The 15,407-nt window shown below is 59.3% G+C and carries 14 protein-coding genes; 10 read left to right on the top strand and 4 right to left on the bottom strand.

Going from position 1 to position 15,407, the window contains the following annotated elements; genetic code table 11:
• The first annotated feature begins 34 nt into the window (after positions 1-34).
• The 5 genes from KDX37_RS04500 (at position 35) to zapE (ending at position 5,786) form a co-directional block, all read left to right on the top strand.
• Positions 35-1,327: a CitMHS family transporter gene (locus KDX37_RS04500; protein WP_231651476.1), complete on the top strand. Its 1,293-nt coding sequence runs from the start codon at positions 35-37 to the stop codon at positions 1,325-1,327.
• Entirely contained in the window at positions 1,328-2,686 is a 1,359-nt protein-coding gene (locus KDX37_RS04495; protein ID WP_231651475.1) for an acyclic terpene utilization AtuA family protein, read from the top strand.
• Positions 2,683-3,006 carry an AtuA-related protein gene (locus KDX37_RS04490; protein WP_231651474.1) on the top strand — a complete coding sequence of 108 codons (324 nt, stop codon included), beginning with the start codon at positions 2,683-2,685 and terminating at the stop codon, positions 3,004-3,006. Before KDX37_RS04495 ends, KDX37_RS04490 begins: the two co-directional genes overlap by 4 nt.
• A gap of 125 nt (positions 3,007-3,131) precedes the next feature.
• Positions 3,132-4,577: a SulP family inorganic anion transporter gene (locus tag KDX37_RS04485; RefSeq protein WP_231651473.1), complete on the top strand. Its 1,446-nt coding sequence runs from the start codon at positions 3,132-3,134 to the stop codon at positions 4,575-4,577.
• Between the two features lie 93 nt (positions 4,578-4,670).
• The gene (gene zapE / locus KDX37_RS04480) at positions 4,671-5,786 is read left to right on the top strand and encodes a cell division protein ZapE (RefSeq protein ID WP_231651472.1); all 1,116 of its coding nucleotides are present in this window, start codon (positions 4,671-4,673) and stop codon (positions 5,784-5,786) included.
• Between the two features lie 3 nt (positions 5,787-5,789).
• On the opposite strand, the gene rarD is transcribed toward zapE, so the two are convergent.
• Together rarD and KDX37_RS04470 are read right to left on the bottom strand one after the other, a co-directional pair.
• Positions 5,790-6,674: an EamA family transporter RarD gene (rarD, locus tag KDX37_RS04475; protein WP_231651583.1), complete on the bottom strand. Its 885-nt coding sequence runs from the start codon at positions 6,672-6,674 to the stop codon at positions 5,790-5,792.
• Between the two features lie 269 nt (positions 6,675-6,943).
• The gene (locus tag KDX37_RS04470; RefSeq protein ID WP_231651471.1) at positions 6,944-8,566 is read right to left on the bottom strand and encodes a methyl-accepting chemotaxis protein; all 1,623 of its coding nucleotides are present in this window, start codon (positions 8,564-8,566) and stop codon (positions 6,944-6,946) included.
• 680 nt (positions 8,567-9,246) lie between these two features.
• Here KDX37_RS04470 and KDX37_RS04465 point away from each other — a divergent pair.
• Positions 9,247-10,398 carry an MFS transporter gene (locus KDX37_RS04465; RefSeq protein ID WP_231651470.1) on the top strand — a complete coding sequence of 384 codons (1,152 nt, stop codon included), beginning with the start codon at positions 9,247-9,249 and terminating at the stop codon, positions 10,396-10,398.
• A 4-nt stretch (positions 10,399-10,402) separates the two neighbouring features.
• On the opposite strand, the gene KDX37_RS04460 is transcribed toward KDX37_RS04465, so the two are convergent.
• Positions 10,403-11,236: a PhzF family phenazine biosynthesis protein gene (locus tag KDX37_RS04460; RefSeq protein ID WP_231651469.1), complete on the bottom strand. Its 834-nt coding sequence runs from the start codon at positions 11,234-11,236 to the stop codon at positions 10,403-10,405.
• A gap of 457 nt (positions 11,237-11,693) precedes the next feature.
• On the opposite strand from KDX37_RS04460, the gene KDX37_RS04455 reads away from it, so the two are divergent.
• Entirely contained in the window at positions 11,694-12,245 is a 552-nt protein-coding gene (locus KDX37_RS04455; RefSeq protein WP_231651582.1) for an ATP phosphoribosyltransferase regulatory subunit, read from the top strand.
• Between the two features lie 45 nt (positions 12,246-12,290).
• Here the strand turns inward: KDX37_RS04455 and KDX37_RS04450 are convergent, their stop codons facing one another.
• Positions 12,291-12,773: a multidrug/biocide efflux PACE transporter gene (locus KDX37_RS04450; protein ID WP_231651468.1), complete on the bottom strand. Its 483-nt coding sequence runs from the start codon at positions 12,771-12,773 to the stop codon at positions 12,291-12,293.
• A gap of 99 nt (positions 12,774-12,872) precedes the next feature.
• Here KDX37_RS04450 and KDX37_RS04445 point away from each other — a divergent pair, with 99 nt between their 5' ends.
• The 3 genes from KDX37_RS04445 to KDX37_RS04435 all read left to right on the top strand — a co-directional run bounded on the left by KDX37_RS04445 (position 12,873) and on the right by KDX37_RS04435 (position 15,376).
• Positions 12,873-13,757, top strand: a complete 885-nt coding sequence (locus tag KDX37_RS04445) for a LysR family transcriptional regulator (protein WP_231651467.1) — start codon at positions 12,873-12,875, stop codon at positions 13,755-13,757.
• 144 nt (positions 13,758-13,901) lie between these two features.
• Complete coding sequence (locus tag KDX37_RS04440) at positions 13,902-15,101, top strand: GGDEF domain-containing protein (RefSeq protein ID WP_231651466.1); 1,200 nt, start codon at positions 13,902-13,904, stop codon at positions 15,099-15,101.
• 53 nt (positions 15,102-15,154) lie between these two features.
• Positions 15,155-15,376: a DUF6434 domain-containing protein gene (locus KDX37_RS04435; protein WP_231651465.1), complete on the top strand. Its 222-nt coding sequence runs from the start codon at positions 15,155-15,157 to the stop codon at positions 15,374-15,376.
• Positions 15,377-15,407: the final 31 nt, after the last annotated feature.

The following is a 15,407-nucleotide window of genomic DNA, read 5'->3' as shown; positions in this document are numbered from 1 at the left end:
TCTTACGGTCAGGGATGACAAACGGGACATGCCCATGCTCGCCACGCTCGGTGTCATCACCATTCTTTGTCTGCTTGCTGCTGTCATGAGCAAGCGCCTTTCGCCTCTGGTTGCTTTGATTGCCTTGCCCATCATCGCCGCGCTTATCGGCGGATTCGGTTTGCAGACCAGCGCCTTCATCATCACCGGCATCAAGAACGTCGCCCCTGTGGTCGGCATGTTCGTGTTCGCGATTCTGTTCTTCGGGGTAATGACCGACGCAGGCATGCTCGACCCGATCATCGACCGCATCCTCAAGGCGGTCGGCACACGACCCACCCGCATCGTGATGGGCACTGCGCTGTTGGCGTTGCTGGTGCACCTGGACGGCTCCGGCGCCGTGACGTTTCTGGTCACGATCCCGGCCATGCTGCCGCTGTACACCCGATTGGGCATGGACAAGCGCATTCTGGCCTGTGTCACGGCAATGGCGGCGGGGGTCAATTTCCTGCCCTGGACCGGTCCGGTGCTGCGCTCATCCGCCGCCTTGCACGTGCCGGTGGCGGATCTGTTTCAGCCGCTTATCCCTGTCCAGTTGGTCGGCCTTGCGTTTGTATTTGCCTGTGCGTGGTTTCTTGGACGTCGCGAAGAGCGCCGACTGGGACTCGGCGCTGGTGCAAAGGTTGATGTGGTCCCGCAGCGCGTGTTGACCGAACAGGAAGAGGGCCTGCGTCGCCCGCGTCTGTTCTGGGTCAACCTGATCCTTACCGTGATGGTCATGGGCGTGATGATTTCAGGCCTCGTCGACCCGGTGGTGATGTTCATGCTCGGTACCGTCGTGGCGCTGTGCCTCAATTACCCGAACGTCGATGCGCAACGGACCCGCATCGACGCCCACGCCAAGACCGCGTTGACCATGGCCAGCATCCTGCTCGCTGCCGGGGTGTTCACCGGCATCATGCAGGGCACCGGCATGCTCAAGGCCATGGCTGAAGTGGCGGTGCATCAGATTCCGGCTGGTCACGGCAAGTTGATCCCGATGGTGGTGGGTTTCCTGTCGATGCCGCTGAGCCTGCTGTTCGACCCGGATTCGTTCTACTTCGGTGTGATGCCGGTGATTGCCGAAGTGGGCAAGGCATTGGGCGTCGACCCACTGCAAGTGGCGCAGGCCTCGCTGCTGGGGGTGCATACGACCGGCTTCCCGGTCAGCCCGCTGACGCCTGCCACCTTCCTGCTGGTGGGGCTGTGCAAGATCGAACTTGCCGACCACCAGCGCTTCACCATCCCCTTTCTGTTTGCGGCATCGGTGCTGATGACCCTGACGGCCTTGCTTCTGGGAGTGTTCTGAATGAAAACCCTGCGAATCGGCTCGGGTGCCGGTTATTCCGGTGACCGTATTGAGCCAGCGGTCGAACTGGCCGAACATGGAAAACTGGATTATCTGGTCTTTGAATGTCTGGCCGAGCGCACTATCGCGCTGGCGCAGCAAGCCCGGCTGAGCAACCCGGACGCGGGCTTTGACCCGTTGCTGAGTGAGCGCATGCGGCGTGTCCTGCCCTTTGTCGGCCAACGCGCCGGAGAACGTCGCTTGCGGGTCATTACCAACATGGGCGCGGCCAATCCATTGGCGGCCGCCCTTGAGGTACGACGTATTGCGGTCGAACTCGGCCTGCCGCATCTGAAGGTCGCGGCGCTGACCGGTGATGACGTCCTGACCCACCTGCAGGCCGATCCGACCCGTTTGCTGGATAACGGTGCCACGCTGGCATCGCTGGGCGATCGGCTGATTTCCGCTAACGCTTATCTGGGTGCCGAAGGCATCGTCGAGGCGTTGCAGGCCGACGCCGATGTTGTGATCACTGGCCGGGTGGCCGACCCGTCATTGTTTCTGGCGCCGCAACTGTTCGAGTTCGGTTGGGCCGCCGATGACTGGCCGCGACTGGGACGCGGCACCCTGGTCGGCCACTTGCTTGAGTGTGCCGGGCAGATCACCGGCGGTTATTTTGCCGATCCCGGGTTCAAGGACGTGCCGGATCTTGCCCGTCTGGGCTTCCCGCTGGCCGAGGTCGATGCGTCGGGCAACGCGTGTATCAGCAAAGTGAAGGGCTCGGGCGGTCGTATCGATACGGCGACCTGTACCGAACAATTGATCTACGAAGTGCACGACCCTGCGGCCTATCTGACGCCGGACGTCACTGCCGATTTTTCATGCGTCAGCTTTAGCGCGGACGGCGCTGATCGCGTGCAGGTATCCGGCGCGCAGGGACGCGTCCGGCCTGACACATTGAAAGTCTCCGTGGGTTATCTGGATGGCTGGATCGGCGAAGGGCAAATTTCTTACGGCGGCCCCGGCGCGGTCGCGCGTGCCCGGTTGGCAAGGGAGATCGTGCTGGAACGCTTGAAGATGACCGGGGTGATTCACGAGGACATTCGTGCCGAGTTGATCGGAATCGATTCGCTGCACGGCGCAGATGTGGGTGCCCGAGCAGGCTCTGAACCCTGGGAAGTGCGTCTGCGAGTCGCCGCCCGCTGTGCTGATCGCGGCCATGCCACCCGCATCGGTAATGAGGTGGAAACCCTTTATACCAACGGACCTTACGGCGGAGGCGGAGCGACCAAGGCGGTACGCCAGGTGGTGGCAGTCGCCTCTCTGTTTGTACCGCGCACAGTCGTCCACACCAAGGTTCATCTGGAGCAAACCCCATGAACCACTCCGTAAAGCTGCGCGAACTGGCCCATTCGCGAACCGGCGACAAGGGTGATACGTCCAATATTTCGGTTATCGCCTACCGCAGCGAAGACTATGCGCGGCTTTGCGAGGCGTTGACCGTCGAGCGCGTCATGACCTATTTCGCTCAATTGCTCGACCCTGGCGCCGCGCCTGTCCGGCGTTACGAACTACCCAACGTGTGTGCGCTGAACTTCGTGATGCCTGGCGTATTACGTGGTGGCGTGACCCGATCGCTGGCGCTGGATGCTCACGGCAAGGCGCTGGGCGCGGCGTTGATGGATCTGGACATACCCTGAGCATCTGGTCGGCTGACCGTGTACCTGAAACCTTACAGCACTGGCCGCTCGCGGCATGTTTGCGTAAAATGCCGCACTTTTGCGCCTCTCCCGGTTGATTCGCGGGATGCACTTTCAGGTACACCATGAAACCAACCCGTATACGCGCCGACGTGCTGGCAGGCCTCACGACGTCCTTTGCATTGGTGCCCGAGTGCATCGCTTTTGCGCTGGTCGCCCACCTCAACCCGCTGATGGGCCTGTATGGTGCCTTCATTATCTGCACCCTTACAGCGTTGTTTGGCGGCCGACCCGGCATGGTTTCCGGTGCGGCGGGGTCGATGGCCGTGGTGATCGTGGCGCTGGTGGTGCAGCAGGGCGTGCAGTATCTGCTGGCAACCGTATTGCTGGGTGGCTTGCTGATGATTCTGTTCGGGCTGCTGCGCCTGGGCAAGCTGGTGCGGTTAGTGCCTTATTCAGTGATGCTCGGTTTCGTCAACGGCCTGGCCATTGTCATCGCGATGGCGCAGCTGGAGCATTTCAAGGTCGGCGAAGCGTGGCTCAGCGGCACCCCGCTGTACGTGATGCTGGGGCTGGTTGCGCTGACCATGGCGATCGTCTATCTGCTGCCACGTCTGACCCGCGTTGCGCCTCCCGCACTGGTGGCGATTCTTGGCGTGGGGCTGGCGGTTTACCTGTTCGGTCTGCCGACCCGCACCCTGGGTGACATGGCGCACATTGCTGGTGGTCTGCCGCAGTTTGCGCTGCCCGATATCCCGTGGAACCTTGAAACCCTGCGCATCATTGCGCCTTACGCCGTGTTGATGGCACTGGTCGGGTTGCTGGAAACCCTGCTGACGCTCAACCTCACCGACGAAATCACCGAAAGCCGTGGTTACCCGGACCGCGAGTGCGTGGCGCTTGGCGCGGCCAATATGGTTTCCGGCGCCTTCGGTGGCATGGGCGGCTGCGCAATGATCGGACAGACCGTCATCAACCTCAGCTCCGGCGGCCGGGGTCGCCTGTCCGGGATTGTGGCCGGCCTGATGATTCTGATGTTCGTGCTGTTTCTGTCGCCGCTGATCGAGCGCATCCCGCTGGCGGCATTGGTCGGCGTGATGTTTGTGGTCGCGCAACAGACCTTTGCCTGGGCGTCGCTGCGGGTGTTGCGCAAGGTGCCGGTCAACGACGTGCTGGCGATCATCGCGGTGACGGTGGTTACGGTGCTGACCGATCTGGCCACCGCTGTGCTGTTCGGCATCGTCATTGCGGCGATCAATTTTGCCTGGCAGCAGGCCCGTGAGTTGTACGCCGACAGCCATGTCGAAGCAGACGGCAGCAAGATCTATCACGTACATGGGACGTTGTTCTTCGCCTCGACGACGCCTTTTCTCGATCAGTTCGATCCTGCCCAGGACCCGGCGCACGTCACGCTTGACTGCCGCCATCTGAGCTTTGTCGACTACTCGGCGATTGCGGCGCTCAAGACGTTGCGCGAGCGCTATGCAAAAGCGGGCAAACACTTGCGCGTCGTGCATTTGTCGGAGCGTTGCAAACGCCTGCTCAAGCGTGCAGGCGTCCAGCACGCCTGAGTCAACCATCCGTAACCTGCAAGGCAAGCCTGTGTTTCAGACCTGCCTTGTATATGCTGAGCTTCTTTTTTTGCCGTGCAAGGTGTTTGCCTGATGGATCCCCTGTCTCCTCTGGATGCTTATGAGCGTGCTGTCCAGCGTGGTTTTCAGCCTGATCAGTCGCAATTGCTGGCTGCCCACAGCCTGCAGGACTGCTATCTGGCGCTGAAAGCCCCACGGAGCAAGGCGAAAGGTGTTTACCTGTGGGGACCGGTCGGACGCGGCAAGACCTGGCTGATGGACCGCTTCTTCGAAAGCCTGAGCGTGCCTGCCCGGCGCCAGCATTTTCATCACTTCATGCGTTGGGTGCACAAACGCATGTTCGAACTGATCGGAACGCCGCACCCGCTGACGGTGGTGGCCAAGGAGCTGGCGCGCGAGGTTCGCGTGCTGTGCTTCGACGAGTTGTTCGTGACCGACATCGGCGATGCCGTGATTCTGGGTGGGCTGCTGCAAGTGATGTTCGAGGAAGGTGTGGTGCTGGTCTGCACGTCGAATCAGCCGCCAGATCAGTTGTACAGCCATGGCCACAACCGTGAGCGATTTGTGCCCGCGATCGCCGCCATTCAGCGTTACATGAACGTCGTCGCCGTAGACGGCGGCGAAGACCATCGTCTGCACCCAGGCCAGTTGCATCAGCGTTACTGGGTAGCTGAAACCGGTCGTCCGAGTGCCTTGCAGCCGATCTTTGAAGCGCTGAGCGCGGGCCAGTCGGTGCACGACTCACAGGTCATGCTGGGTTATCGCAGCATCAACGTCATTCAGCATTCCGATACGGCGGTCTGGTGTCGCTACCGCGACCTGTGCGAGCAGCCGTTGGCTGCCATGGATTTCATTGCGCTGTGTGATCGCTTTTCGGTGATCCTGCTCAGCGAGGTGCCTGCTCTCAGCGCGGCGCAGCGCGAGTCGAAAATTGCACGTGGTACGGAAGATGGTGTGGAGCAGGTGGTTGCCGGAGATCGCGAGCTGCCGCAGTTGTCACCCAATGACGACGGTGTGCGGCGGTTCATCGCGTTGGTGGACGAGTGTTATGACCGGCGTATTCCGTTGTACGTCGAAGCCCCTGTTTCGATGACCGAGCTCTACACCCAGGGCTATCTGTCATTTGCTTTCCGCCGCACCTTGAGCCGGCTTCAGGAAATGCAACTGGAGCGCTTTACCGAGCATTGATCGTCAGGTGGCGTCCCGACGGCGTTGGGCGAGCATGTGTTTGACGCCTTCAATGACCAGTACCACCACCGCCAGCCAGATCGGCAGGTAGGTCAGCCACTCATCGCGGCTGATGCTCTCGCCCAGCAACAGCGCGACGCCCACCAGCAGCACCGGCTCGACATAGCTGAGCAGCCCGAACAGGCTGAACGGCAGCAGGCGGCTGGCGACGATGTAGCTGACCAGCGCCGAGGCACTGATGATGCCCAGCACGGGGATCAGCAGGTAGAGCATCGGCGTCTGCTGAATGGCTTGCGGGTCGCAGCTGAGGATGAACCACAAACCGATTGGCAGCATGAACAGCATGTCGAACCAGAGGCCACCCAGGTGATCGGTCTTGAGCTTGCGACGCAGTACGAAGTACAGCGGATAACCGCCAGCGACCAGCAGCGTTTCCCACGAAAAGCTGCCCAGACGCCAGAGCTCATGCCCGACGCCGACCATGGCAAACGCAGCTGCCACTTTTTGCAGATACGACAAGTGCTCGCCGTACACCACACGCCCGGTGAGAATCATGCTCAGCGGCAGCAGAAAATAGCCCAGCGACACCTCAAGGCTGCGCCCGTGCAGCGGCGCCCACATGAAGATCAACAACTGCGCACCCAACAACAGTGACGACAGCAGCAAGGCGAAAATCAGCGTCGGCTTTTGCCGAATTCGGTTGCCAAGGGCTTTTACCAGCTTCCAGTCGCCACTGATCAGCATGAACAGCGTCGCGCATGGCACAGTCAGCAGCATGCGCCAGCCGAAGATTTCTTCGCCGCTCAACGGTTTCATCAGTGAGGTATAGAAATACATGACCCCAAACAGCACAGAGGCCAGGACCGACAGCACGACGCCTTTGTACACAGCGGCCTCTACGGGAATCAGCAACGTTGCCCCGACTTGGGGCGAGAGGTGGCCAGTTTAGTGCGCTTGCGTGGAAAAAGCTGCAAGTCTGCCTGGTAAGTGAAGTTGGACCAGCGTGCAGTCGAGCCTGTTACCCAGGCGCGTTGGAAAGCGCGCGGCAAGGTTTGCAACGCGTCCATGCCCAGTATGGGTGAAGCTGACCTGAACCGGTTTTACATGAGTCGGTTCAGGTGCATGTCTACCTGTGAGGATCTAATGCGAGAGGATCCTCAGAGCTGAAACTTGCGCACTTCCTGCTGCAGGCTTACCGCCAGGCTGTTCAGTCCACCACTGGTTTTGAGCAGTTCCTGAACCGACAGGTTGTTTTGTTCTGCCATCTGCGCCGACCGCTCCACGTTTCGGGCCACGTCCTGACTGGCCACCGTCTGTTCCCGCAGGGCAAAGGAGATTTGATCAACCACCTGCAGCACTTTGCTTGAACTGTCGCGAATTCCGACGATGGCTACGCCGGCAGTACCTGCCATTTCCACGCCGTGGTTCACTTCTTGTACGCCTGTACGCATGCTTTCGACCGTTTCGCGGACGCCCGCCTGGATCTTCTCGATCATGCTGGCGATTTCTTTGGTCGATTTACCTGTGTTCTGGGCCAGCAGCCGAACTTCGTCCGCCACTACCGCGAAGCCGCGGCCTTGCTCACCGGCACGGGCGGCCTCGATAGCGGCGTTGAGTGCCAGCAGGTTCGTCTGATCGGCGATGCCTTGAATCACGCTGATGATTGATGAGATATGCTCCGAATGCTGTCCAAGATCAGCGACCTGAGTGGATGAGTGTTGAACGGTCCTGGCGATGCCGTTCATGCTCGACAGTGTGTTTTCTATCACTCGGGCGCCTTCTTCTGATTGCTGTCCTGAATGACTGGCAATCTGATGAGCTTCGTCGGCATTTTCGGAAACATGGTGGATGCTGACGGTCAATTCTTCGATCGTGGCGGCCATCATGGACGCTGAAGTCGATTGCTCGTGAATCGCGCCTGAAAGCTGTTCGGACGCACCGGAAATCTGCTGCACCGCGACCACCAGTTGATTCGCCGCCTGGCTTATCTGCTGAATCATTTCGCGCAAACGGTTCTGCATACGGTCAAAGGCCTTTGGCAATTCGTCATGACTGCTGGTGTCGATGACGGTGTCCAGCTTGCCATTGGCAATGGCCGTTGCCGCATCAATAGCCAACTGCAAACGTGCCGTGGTACTGCGCCCCAGCGTGGCGGCCAGTATCGCCGCGAGGATGGCGGCTGCCAAACCGCCGTACATAAGGACGCTGATTGCGAAATGTCGCGCGTCTTGCATTTTCTGGGTTCTCTCCAGAAGCAGTCTGTCTTCGGTCGCACTGATTTCAGCCAGTGCACTGCGCATGCTGTCCATCTTGGCCTTATCGCCCCCTGCAACAATGCGGGCGTCCAGCTCATCGTCAGGCTGGTTACGTGCGGTCAGGTCCCTGCGCAATGCAACGATCTGATGAACGTCCTCATCCAGCCAGCGCTTCTGGGTGTCTCCCAGCACTGTAAGGCGTCGCTGTTGTTCAGCGTTGTCCGAAGTCAGGCGCTTGAGGGTATCAAGCTCTTCAGTAAAGGTTTTCTCTCCCGACACCAGAGGTTCCAGAAAAGCCTCTTTGGAGGTGATGACGAAGCCGCGCATGCCAGTTTCGATGTTGACCAGGCTTTCAAGCGCGCGTTGCGCTTTGTTAAGAACTTCGTAGGTGTGAACATTGCCATTAGTGGCTTCTTCCACCTGTTCAAATCCGCGGTAGGCACTGCCCACCAATACCGCGATAAGTATGACGATCGCGATAAAGCTTAAATAAAGTTTCTGGGAAATACTGAGCTTGTTCAGCATGATGACAGTCCTGGAACATGCCATCCTTGGCCTGCTAGTGGAGGTGCTTATGAGAAATTATTTGCGTGATGGCATAGAGTAATTATTCGTATCGACTTTCGTTCTTGTAACTTTAGGTATTCGGAAAAATAAACTCTTTAAGTGAAAAGTTTTTAACATAACGACATGAATTTTAAGGTAAATATTGTTTTTTATTGGATTTTAGTCAAATCGTTGACGACTTTTAGTGTCAAAAAAAACGCTGATGTTAAGTGGTTTTTTTATGTGGCAGACCGCTTCGCAGGCTGTTATTGAGGTCGCTTGACGATCGGCGCGATGCACTGTAAGTAAGCTCTAAACGAGGTCTGTCCAGTAAGACGCAGTGAAATCTTCTATGCCAGTGTGGTTTTCAGCAGCGTTACAAGAGGTTGTTGTTGCCTGGGTATACCAGTGAATCACTGTTTCATCATCTGATACTTACGCGAACTGATGTCTTTCAAGGCTTTCAAGACAGTGGGAGGTTCAGGAGAAGTTGCCCCTGTGCCACGTCAGCTTGCTGTCCTGCCTGTGGACGCTCATGCGCGTCCTTCTCGATGGAACGTGCCCCATTCAAGCGCATCAGACATTTGGTTAATCGATCAGCTTTGTTAGGCTGTCGCGCTCGCTGGCGCGATTCCGTCTGGCAACTACAAGGAGCATGCATGACCTCTTTCAGCACCGCAGCCCAGGATGCCAAGGCTCGGGCGGAACAGTCTTCGACGCGCATAGCGTTTTTCATTGCCGGTTTCAGCGTGGCGTCATGGGCGCCACTGGTGCCTTACGCCAAGCAACGCATGGGTCTGGATGACGGTACGTTGGGGCTGCTGTTGTTGTGTCTGGGCGTGGGTTCGATTATCTCCATGCCGCTGGCGGGTGCCCTGGCCGCGCGGTTCGGTTGCCGTCGCCTGTTGGTCTGTTCGACTCTGTTGATCTGCTTGAGCCTGCCACTGCTGGCAACAGTATCGAGCCTCCCGCTGCTGGTGGCCACGCTGTTCCTGTTCGGCGCAAGCATGGGTGGGGTGGACTGCACGGCTAATATTCAGGCGGTTATTGTCGAGCGTGCCAGCGGCAAGACCATGATGTCCGGCTTCCACGGGCTGTTCAGCCTTGGCGGCATTGTCGGCGCCGCAGGTGTCAGCGGGCTGCTCAGCCTGGGCATTTCACCGTTTGCCTCGATGCTGGTGGTTGTGGCCCTGACGCTGCTGGCGTTGGCCAAGGCCGCCCCGCACCTGTTGTCGTATGGCAGTCGTTCCGATGGGCCGGCATTCGCGATTCCGCATGGTGTGGTGCTGTTTATCGGCCTGCTGTGCTTCACCGTATTTCTTGCCGAAGGCGCGATGCTGGACTGGAGTGCGGTGTTCCTGACGTCGCTGCGCGGTGTCGAAGCGTCCTATGCCGGGCTGGGCTATGCGGTATTTGCCGTCACTATGACGCTGGGCCGGTTGTTTGGCGACGCCATCGTGCGCCGGGTTGGCTCGAATCGGGTGATCATTCTGGGCGGGCTGTGCGCAGCCAGTGGTCTGGCGATTGCCACGCTGATACCGGCCTGGGAGGCTGCACTGCTGGGGTATGCTCTGGTAGGTGCAGGTTGCTCCAACATCGTGCCGGTTTGCTACAGCGCGGTCGGAAGGCAAAAAACCATGCCCGAGAGCGTGGCGATCCCGGCGATCACCACGGTGGGTTACGCCGGGATTCTGATTGGGCCGGCGGCCATCGGTTTCATCGCGCACGTCAGCAGCCTTGAGCTGGCGTTCATGATTGTCGCGGTCATGCTGCTGGGTGTGGCAATCGGTGGCAGCAAGCTCAAGGCCTGATGGGTCAGAGCTTTCGTGCCATGCCTGAGACGCGGATCGAGCTGCCGATCTGCTCCGGTATTTCCGCACGCAGGCGTGATGGGCTGCCCATGTCCTCACCTTGCAGGACGTCGATCACCCCGCCGTGCGGCCAGCCAATGTCGCGCAAATAGCCGCCGAAGGCTGCGGTGGCGGCGCCGGTCGCCGGATCCTCATAGACGCCGCCAAACGCGAACGGGTTGCGGGTGTGAAAGCGCTGGTTGCTCTCGGCGTAAACCAGCAGGATCGTGGCCCAGCCCTCGCGCACCATCAAGTCCCGCCCGACCTGCTGGTCGTATCGCATGGCTTTGAGCGTCGCCCGGCTGTTCAGCGCGAGCACCAGATGCCCGGCACCGCCGTTGATGTGAGCGGGCGTAATGCGTGGGTCCAGATCATCATGGTGGTAGCCGAACAGCGCCAGCGCCTGCTCCACGACGTCGGAACTGACGGGTTTGCTGTGTGTGGGAGGGGATTGCAGCGCCGCCGAGGTCAACGAACCCTGTGCATGACCTTCGACGGTGATGCGGGCGTGATTGAGCGTCAGGTTGAACACGCCGTCACCCTGCCGGCCAGCGAGCGCGGCGCCCAGGGCGATGGTCGCATGGCCGCAAAAAGGCACTTCGGCCAGTGGTGAAAAATAGCGTGCTCGCCAGCCGTCTTCAATCGGCACGGCGAATACCGTTTCTGAATAACCCACCTCGGCGGCAATCTGTTGCATCACGCTGTCGTCAGGCAGCGTATCACCCAGCCAGACCCCGGCAGGGTTACCCCCATGATCCCCATCGCTGAATGCAGCCAGTTTTAGTATCTCAATTGTCATGAACGCAAGTCCTTGCAGTTGTCAGTGACTCGCAGTTTGCCTTACGCGCATTTTGATAATCCAACAGCAAATGCTGATGCAGTGAATTTGCTGCGTTGATGAATGTTCTCGTTTATTGATCGATCGGGCTGCTGCCCAAGTGTGCCGCGACTTGAAAGTGTACTGGCAATCATGCAAGGATCAGTCATGACCTACCTTATCCCAAGCAACCGCCATCACCATCACGGACACCGCTCAAGGTGCCGCGGTTGCTTGTGCTTATCGATCCATCAGAGTCCTGAACTGTCATTATGACGGGTCGATAAGCGAAACCGGGGCGCCAATGGCGCCTTTTTTATTGTCTGCAATTTGTGCAGCAAACTTGGGAGATGGAACATGACGATGCTACGTGGAACTCGGATTGTGACGGGCAAGGAAGCGGCGATGATGCGCAAGATAGAAGGGCGTTTTCGGAGCTATCTTCATCGAAGCAGGCGCTGAAGAGGCTATTGTTCCTGCGCTATGGGGGCAGGACACGTTTATCGAGAAGGCCGGCGGCAGTGAGATCATCGGCCAGATGTGGGCATTCGACGACAAGGCCGGACGTGCCTGTTGCCTGATCCCGGAAGCCACCGCGTTGTTTCAGGAACGCTACCGTCTGCTGCTTGGTGCGCGAGAACAAGCCATGTTTTTCTACGTGGCGCGGTGTTATCGCTACGAGCGACCTCAAGCGGGTCGGTACCGTGAGTTCACTCAGTTGGGGCTGGAAATTCTGAGCCCTGATCCCGCCGATGCATTGCAACGCAGTCAGGCCTTGTGCCGCGGATTTCTGGACTCGCTCGGGCTGAGCTATGAGCTCAGTCTGGCGGTCAAGCGCGGGTTGAGTTACTACCTGCAGGGCAATGGCTTCGAGGTGCGCTGTCCGGCGCTGGGCGCGCAGCAGCAGGTGGTCGGTGGCGGAGCCTATCGCGAAGGCGCCGGGTTCGGCATCGGGCTTGAGCGTCTGGCTCTGGCGTTGGGAGACGTCTAGCCTGACGGTGTCATTGCACTCGGCCGGTGTTCGGTTTTCGAGCCGTCACCGTGCCTCGCACCGCGACAATTGGCGCTGCATGATGCGTTCGCGCAGCTTGTCGTAGGCCCAGTTGAACAGCATGGTGTACGGCAGGAACATCAGCAGCAGGCCGATATCCAGCAGGAACGCTTCAAACAGGCTTATCGACAGCCACCAGGCTGCCAGCGGCACGACGGCCAGAATCAGTCCGGCTTCGAAGCCCATGGCGTGCAGGGTGCGCATTGCCAGTGTCATCCGGAACCCGGTGCGGCTGCGCAGACGGTCGAACATCGCGTTGTAGAGCATGTTCCAGAGCATGGCGATGGTGGAGATCATCACCGTCATGGCGCCCATCATGGCCAGCGAGTGGTTCATGAGCCAGGCGAGCAGCGGTGCGACCAGTATCACTCCGCCGATTTCAAACAGCGTTGCGTGCAGAGCGCGTTCCTTGATGGTTTTTTGCGGCACCGTCGTTGATGAATGAACGTGTTCAGGTGTGCGAGTCATGAGGCATAAGTCCTTGGGCTCTTGTATTGCCTCCATTGTCATCGGTCATTGCGTTAAAGTGAAAATCGTTACCATCGGTCAAACCGATAGGAGGTTACCGTGAGTTATTCCCCCGAAGCATTGGAGGCTTTCGCGCAGATTGCCGAGCTGGGCTCGTTCAGTGCCGCCGCTCGTCGTTTGGGCAAGAGCCAGTCGACCATCAGTGAAGCGATTTCCAGGCTGGAGATCGATCTGGGACTTGAGCTCTTTGATCGGTCGTCACGACAGCCGGTCCTGACCGAAGCGGGCAAGGTCATGCTGGGGCGTGTCGATGACGTATTGTGTGCGTCTGACCGGTTGCGGCGTGCTGCAGCAAGGCTGTCGGAAGGTGTCGAGCCACGTCTGACGCTGGTGTTGTCCGACGCCAATCAGTTCGCCGATTTTGAGCGTTTGATGACCGAGCTGGATCAACGGTTTCCGGAGCTGGAGATGGAATGCGTGTTTGCCGAGCACGGGGATGCCATCAGCCTGGTGCAGTCGGGCAGGGCGTCTCTGGGGCTGCTGTCGGCGCAGGCCAGTTATCCGCCGGAGATTGGTCACGCGACCATCGACGAGAGCGCGGACTTCGGCCTGTTTGTGTCGCACCAGCATCCGCTGGCGGCGCTGGAGCGGGTCGATTATCAGCAACTGGCCCGGTACCGCGCGTTGCGTCTGAATACGTTGATTGAACACAGTATTCCGACCGACGACTTGCCGACCAGTGGCCATCGCCATTGGTCGGCGCCGAACTATTTGCTGTTGATGGATATGGCAGCGTTCGGCTTTGGCTGGTCGGCGTTGCCGCGCTGGTTGGTATCCCGTTATTCGGGCGGTCTGCTGAAAGAGCTGAAAGTGGCAGGATGGCCACGTCGCTCGGCGGTGGACGTGATCTGGTCGTTCCAGCGCAGCCTTGGGCCAGCAGGTGCGTGGTTGCTGGAATCCATGGTGCCGTTTGCCGGTGAATGATCATCCGGTCTGGTGGTATGGGTGACCATCGGTCTGCTGGCAAATTGGCAATGGCCATCTGCTTGTTCAGGAGTCTGTAGCGCTCTGCCATAATGTTGCCAACCCCATTGCTGCAACCATGCAACACCACCATGAAAGCCCTCCATGCTCCTGAATGATCCCTTTACGCTGCTGCTGTTGATCACGCCTTTCGGGCTTATGACGGCCGTCCTGCTCTGCCTGTCGTGCATGAGCATGAGCCAGCGAAACGCGCCGCTGTACTGGTGGCTGGCCGGGGATCTGTTGCTCACTGCGTATCGTCTGGCCGACATTCTCCAGCCCGGTCTGCTGGCACCGGAATATGCGTGGCTGGGGATCTTTTCGCCTGAAAACGCGTTGTTGGCCAGCACCACACTGTTGTTGGCCGCCATCGGTTGCCACACTGCGGCCCTGATCCAGTTTCACCAGGACACTACACGGCCCCATCTGGCTTTACGCGTCGTGCTGCTTCCCGCGCTGCTTTATGGCGTGTTGGCAGCGGTGATGTTGCACACCTCCTGGTTGCTGCCGTGGTTTTCAGTCATGGCGCTTTTGGCTATCGCCTGTCAATTTCGGATTTCGCTCGGGTTGAAGGACCGTTATCGCGGGGCATGGGGGCTGTTGGCCGGGCAGGCAGTGGTGATGTATTTCCACGCTTCATCCGCTCTGGGCCTGATCATCGAACCGATCGGGCCTCTGCCATTCGATGAGCCGGACCTGCTCTCCAGGCCAGCATTGGCTATGGATTTCATGGTGTCGTTCCTGTTCACCCTGAGTTTTGCCTTGATGTTGCAGGAGCAACTGCGCAGGCAGCTTTATCTGCTGGGGGTGACGGATGCGCTGACCGGCGCCATGAACCGACGCGGTGCTGCCGCGACGCTGGCCAAGGAGTGGAGTCAGGCCGCACAGGGTAAATACTCGGTGGCAGTGGCGATGATTGATCTGGACAACTTCAAGGCCATCAATGACACCTTTGGGCATTCAGTCGGCGACAGCGCCTTGCAGCGATTTGCCGATGCGGTGTTCGTACTCAAGCGTGCCCCCGACATTTTTGTGCGTTGGGGTGGCGAGGAGTTTCTGTTGGTCTTCCCGCGTACCAGCGTGCAGCAGGCACAAGGTATTCTCGACCAGCTGAGCGAGTCCCTGAAAAGCCTTGAAATAGCGCCGCGCCTGCCGTTACGCATCGGTTTCAGTGCGGGGCTTGCCGAAACAATGGTTGCCCAGAACGACCATTTCGAGGCCCTGCTGCGTGCTGTCGACAAAGCGCTTTACAGAGCCAAGCAACACCGGGGGCGGGTGGAAGTGGTCGAGCTGGCCGATCGTTGAGTGACGCCGCTGGAAACGTTAGTCTGCGATGCATCGCTCAACAGGACGCTCACATGACCTTCGATTGGCACAGCAGCCCGATCACGCGTGAAACCATGGTCGACGATCAATACCGCAATACCCAGAATGTGCGGCGCTTCATGACCCGACAGTGCGGCCCGCAGTTCAAGTTCGACCGGCCGTTCATGGCCTGGATCAAGGAGGGTGCGCCCAAGAGCATGGGGCAGGTCGCGGACGAATGGCTGCGTCGGCACGCCGAGGCGGACGGTAGCTGAGCGGTGTCACAGGTCAGTGATTGAAAGCCGG

The sequence above is a fragment of the Pseudomonas californiensis genome (genome assembly GCF_021147775.1).
GTDB classification, from domain to species: Bacteria; Pseudomonadota; Gammaproteobacteria; order Pseudomonadales; family Pseudomonadaceae; genus Aquipseudomonas; species Aquipseudomonas californiensis.
This window is presented reverse-complemented; position numbering and strand designations above follow the sequence as displayed.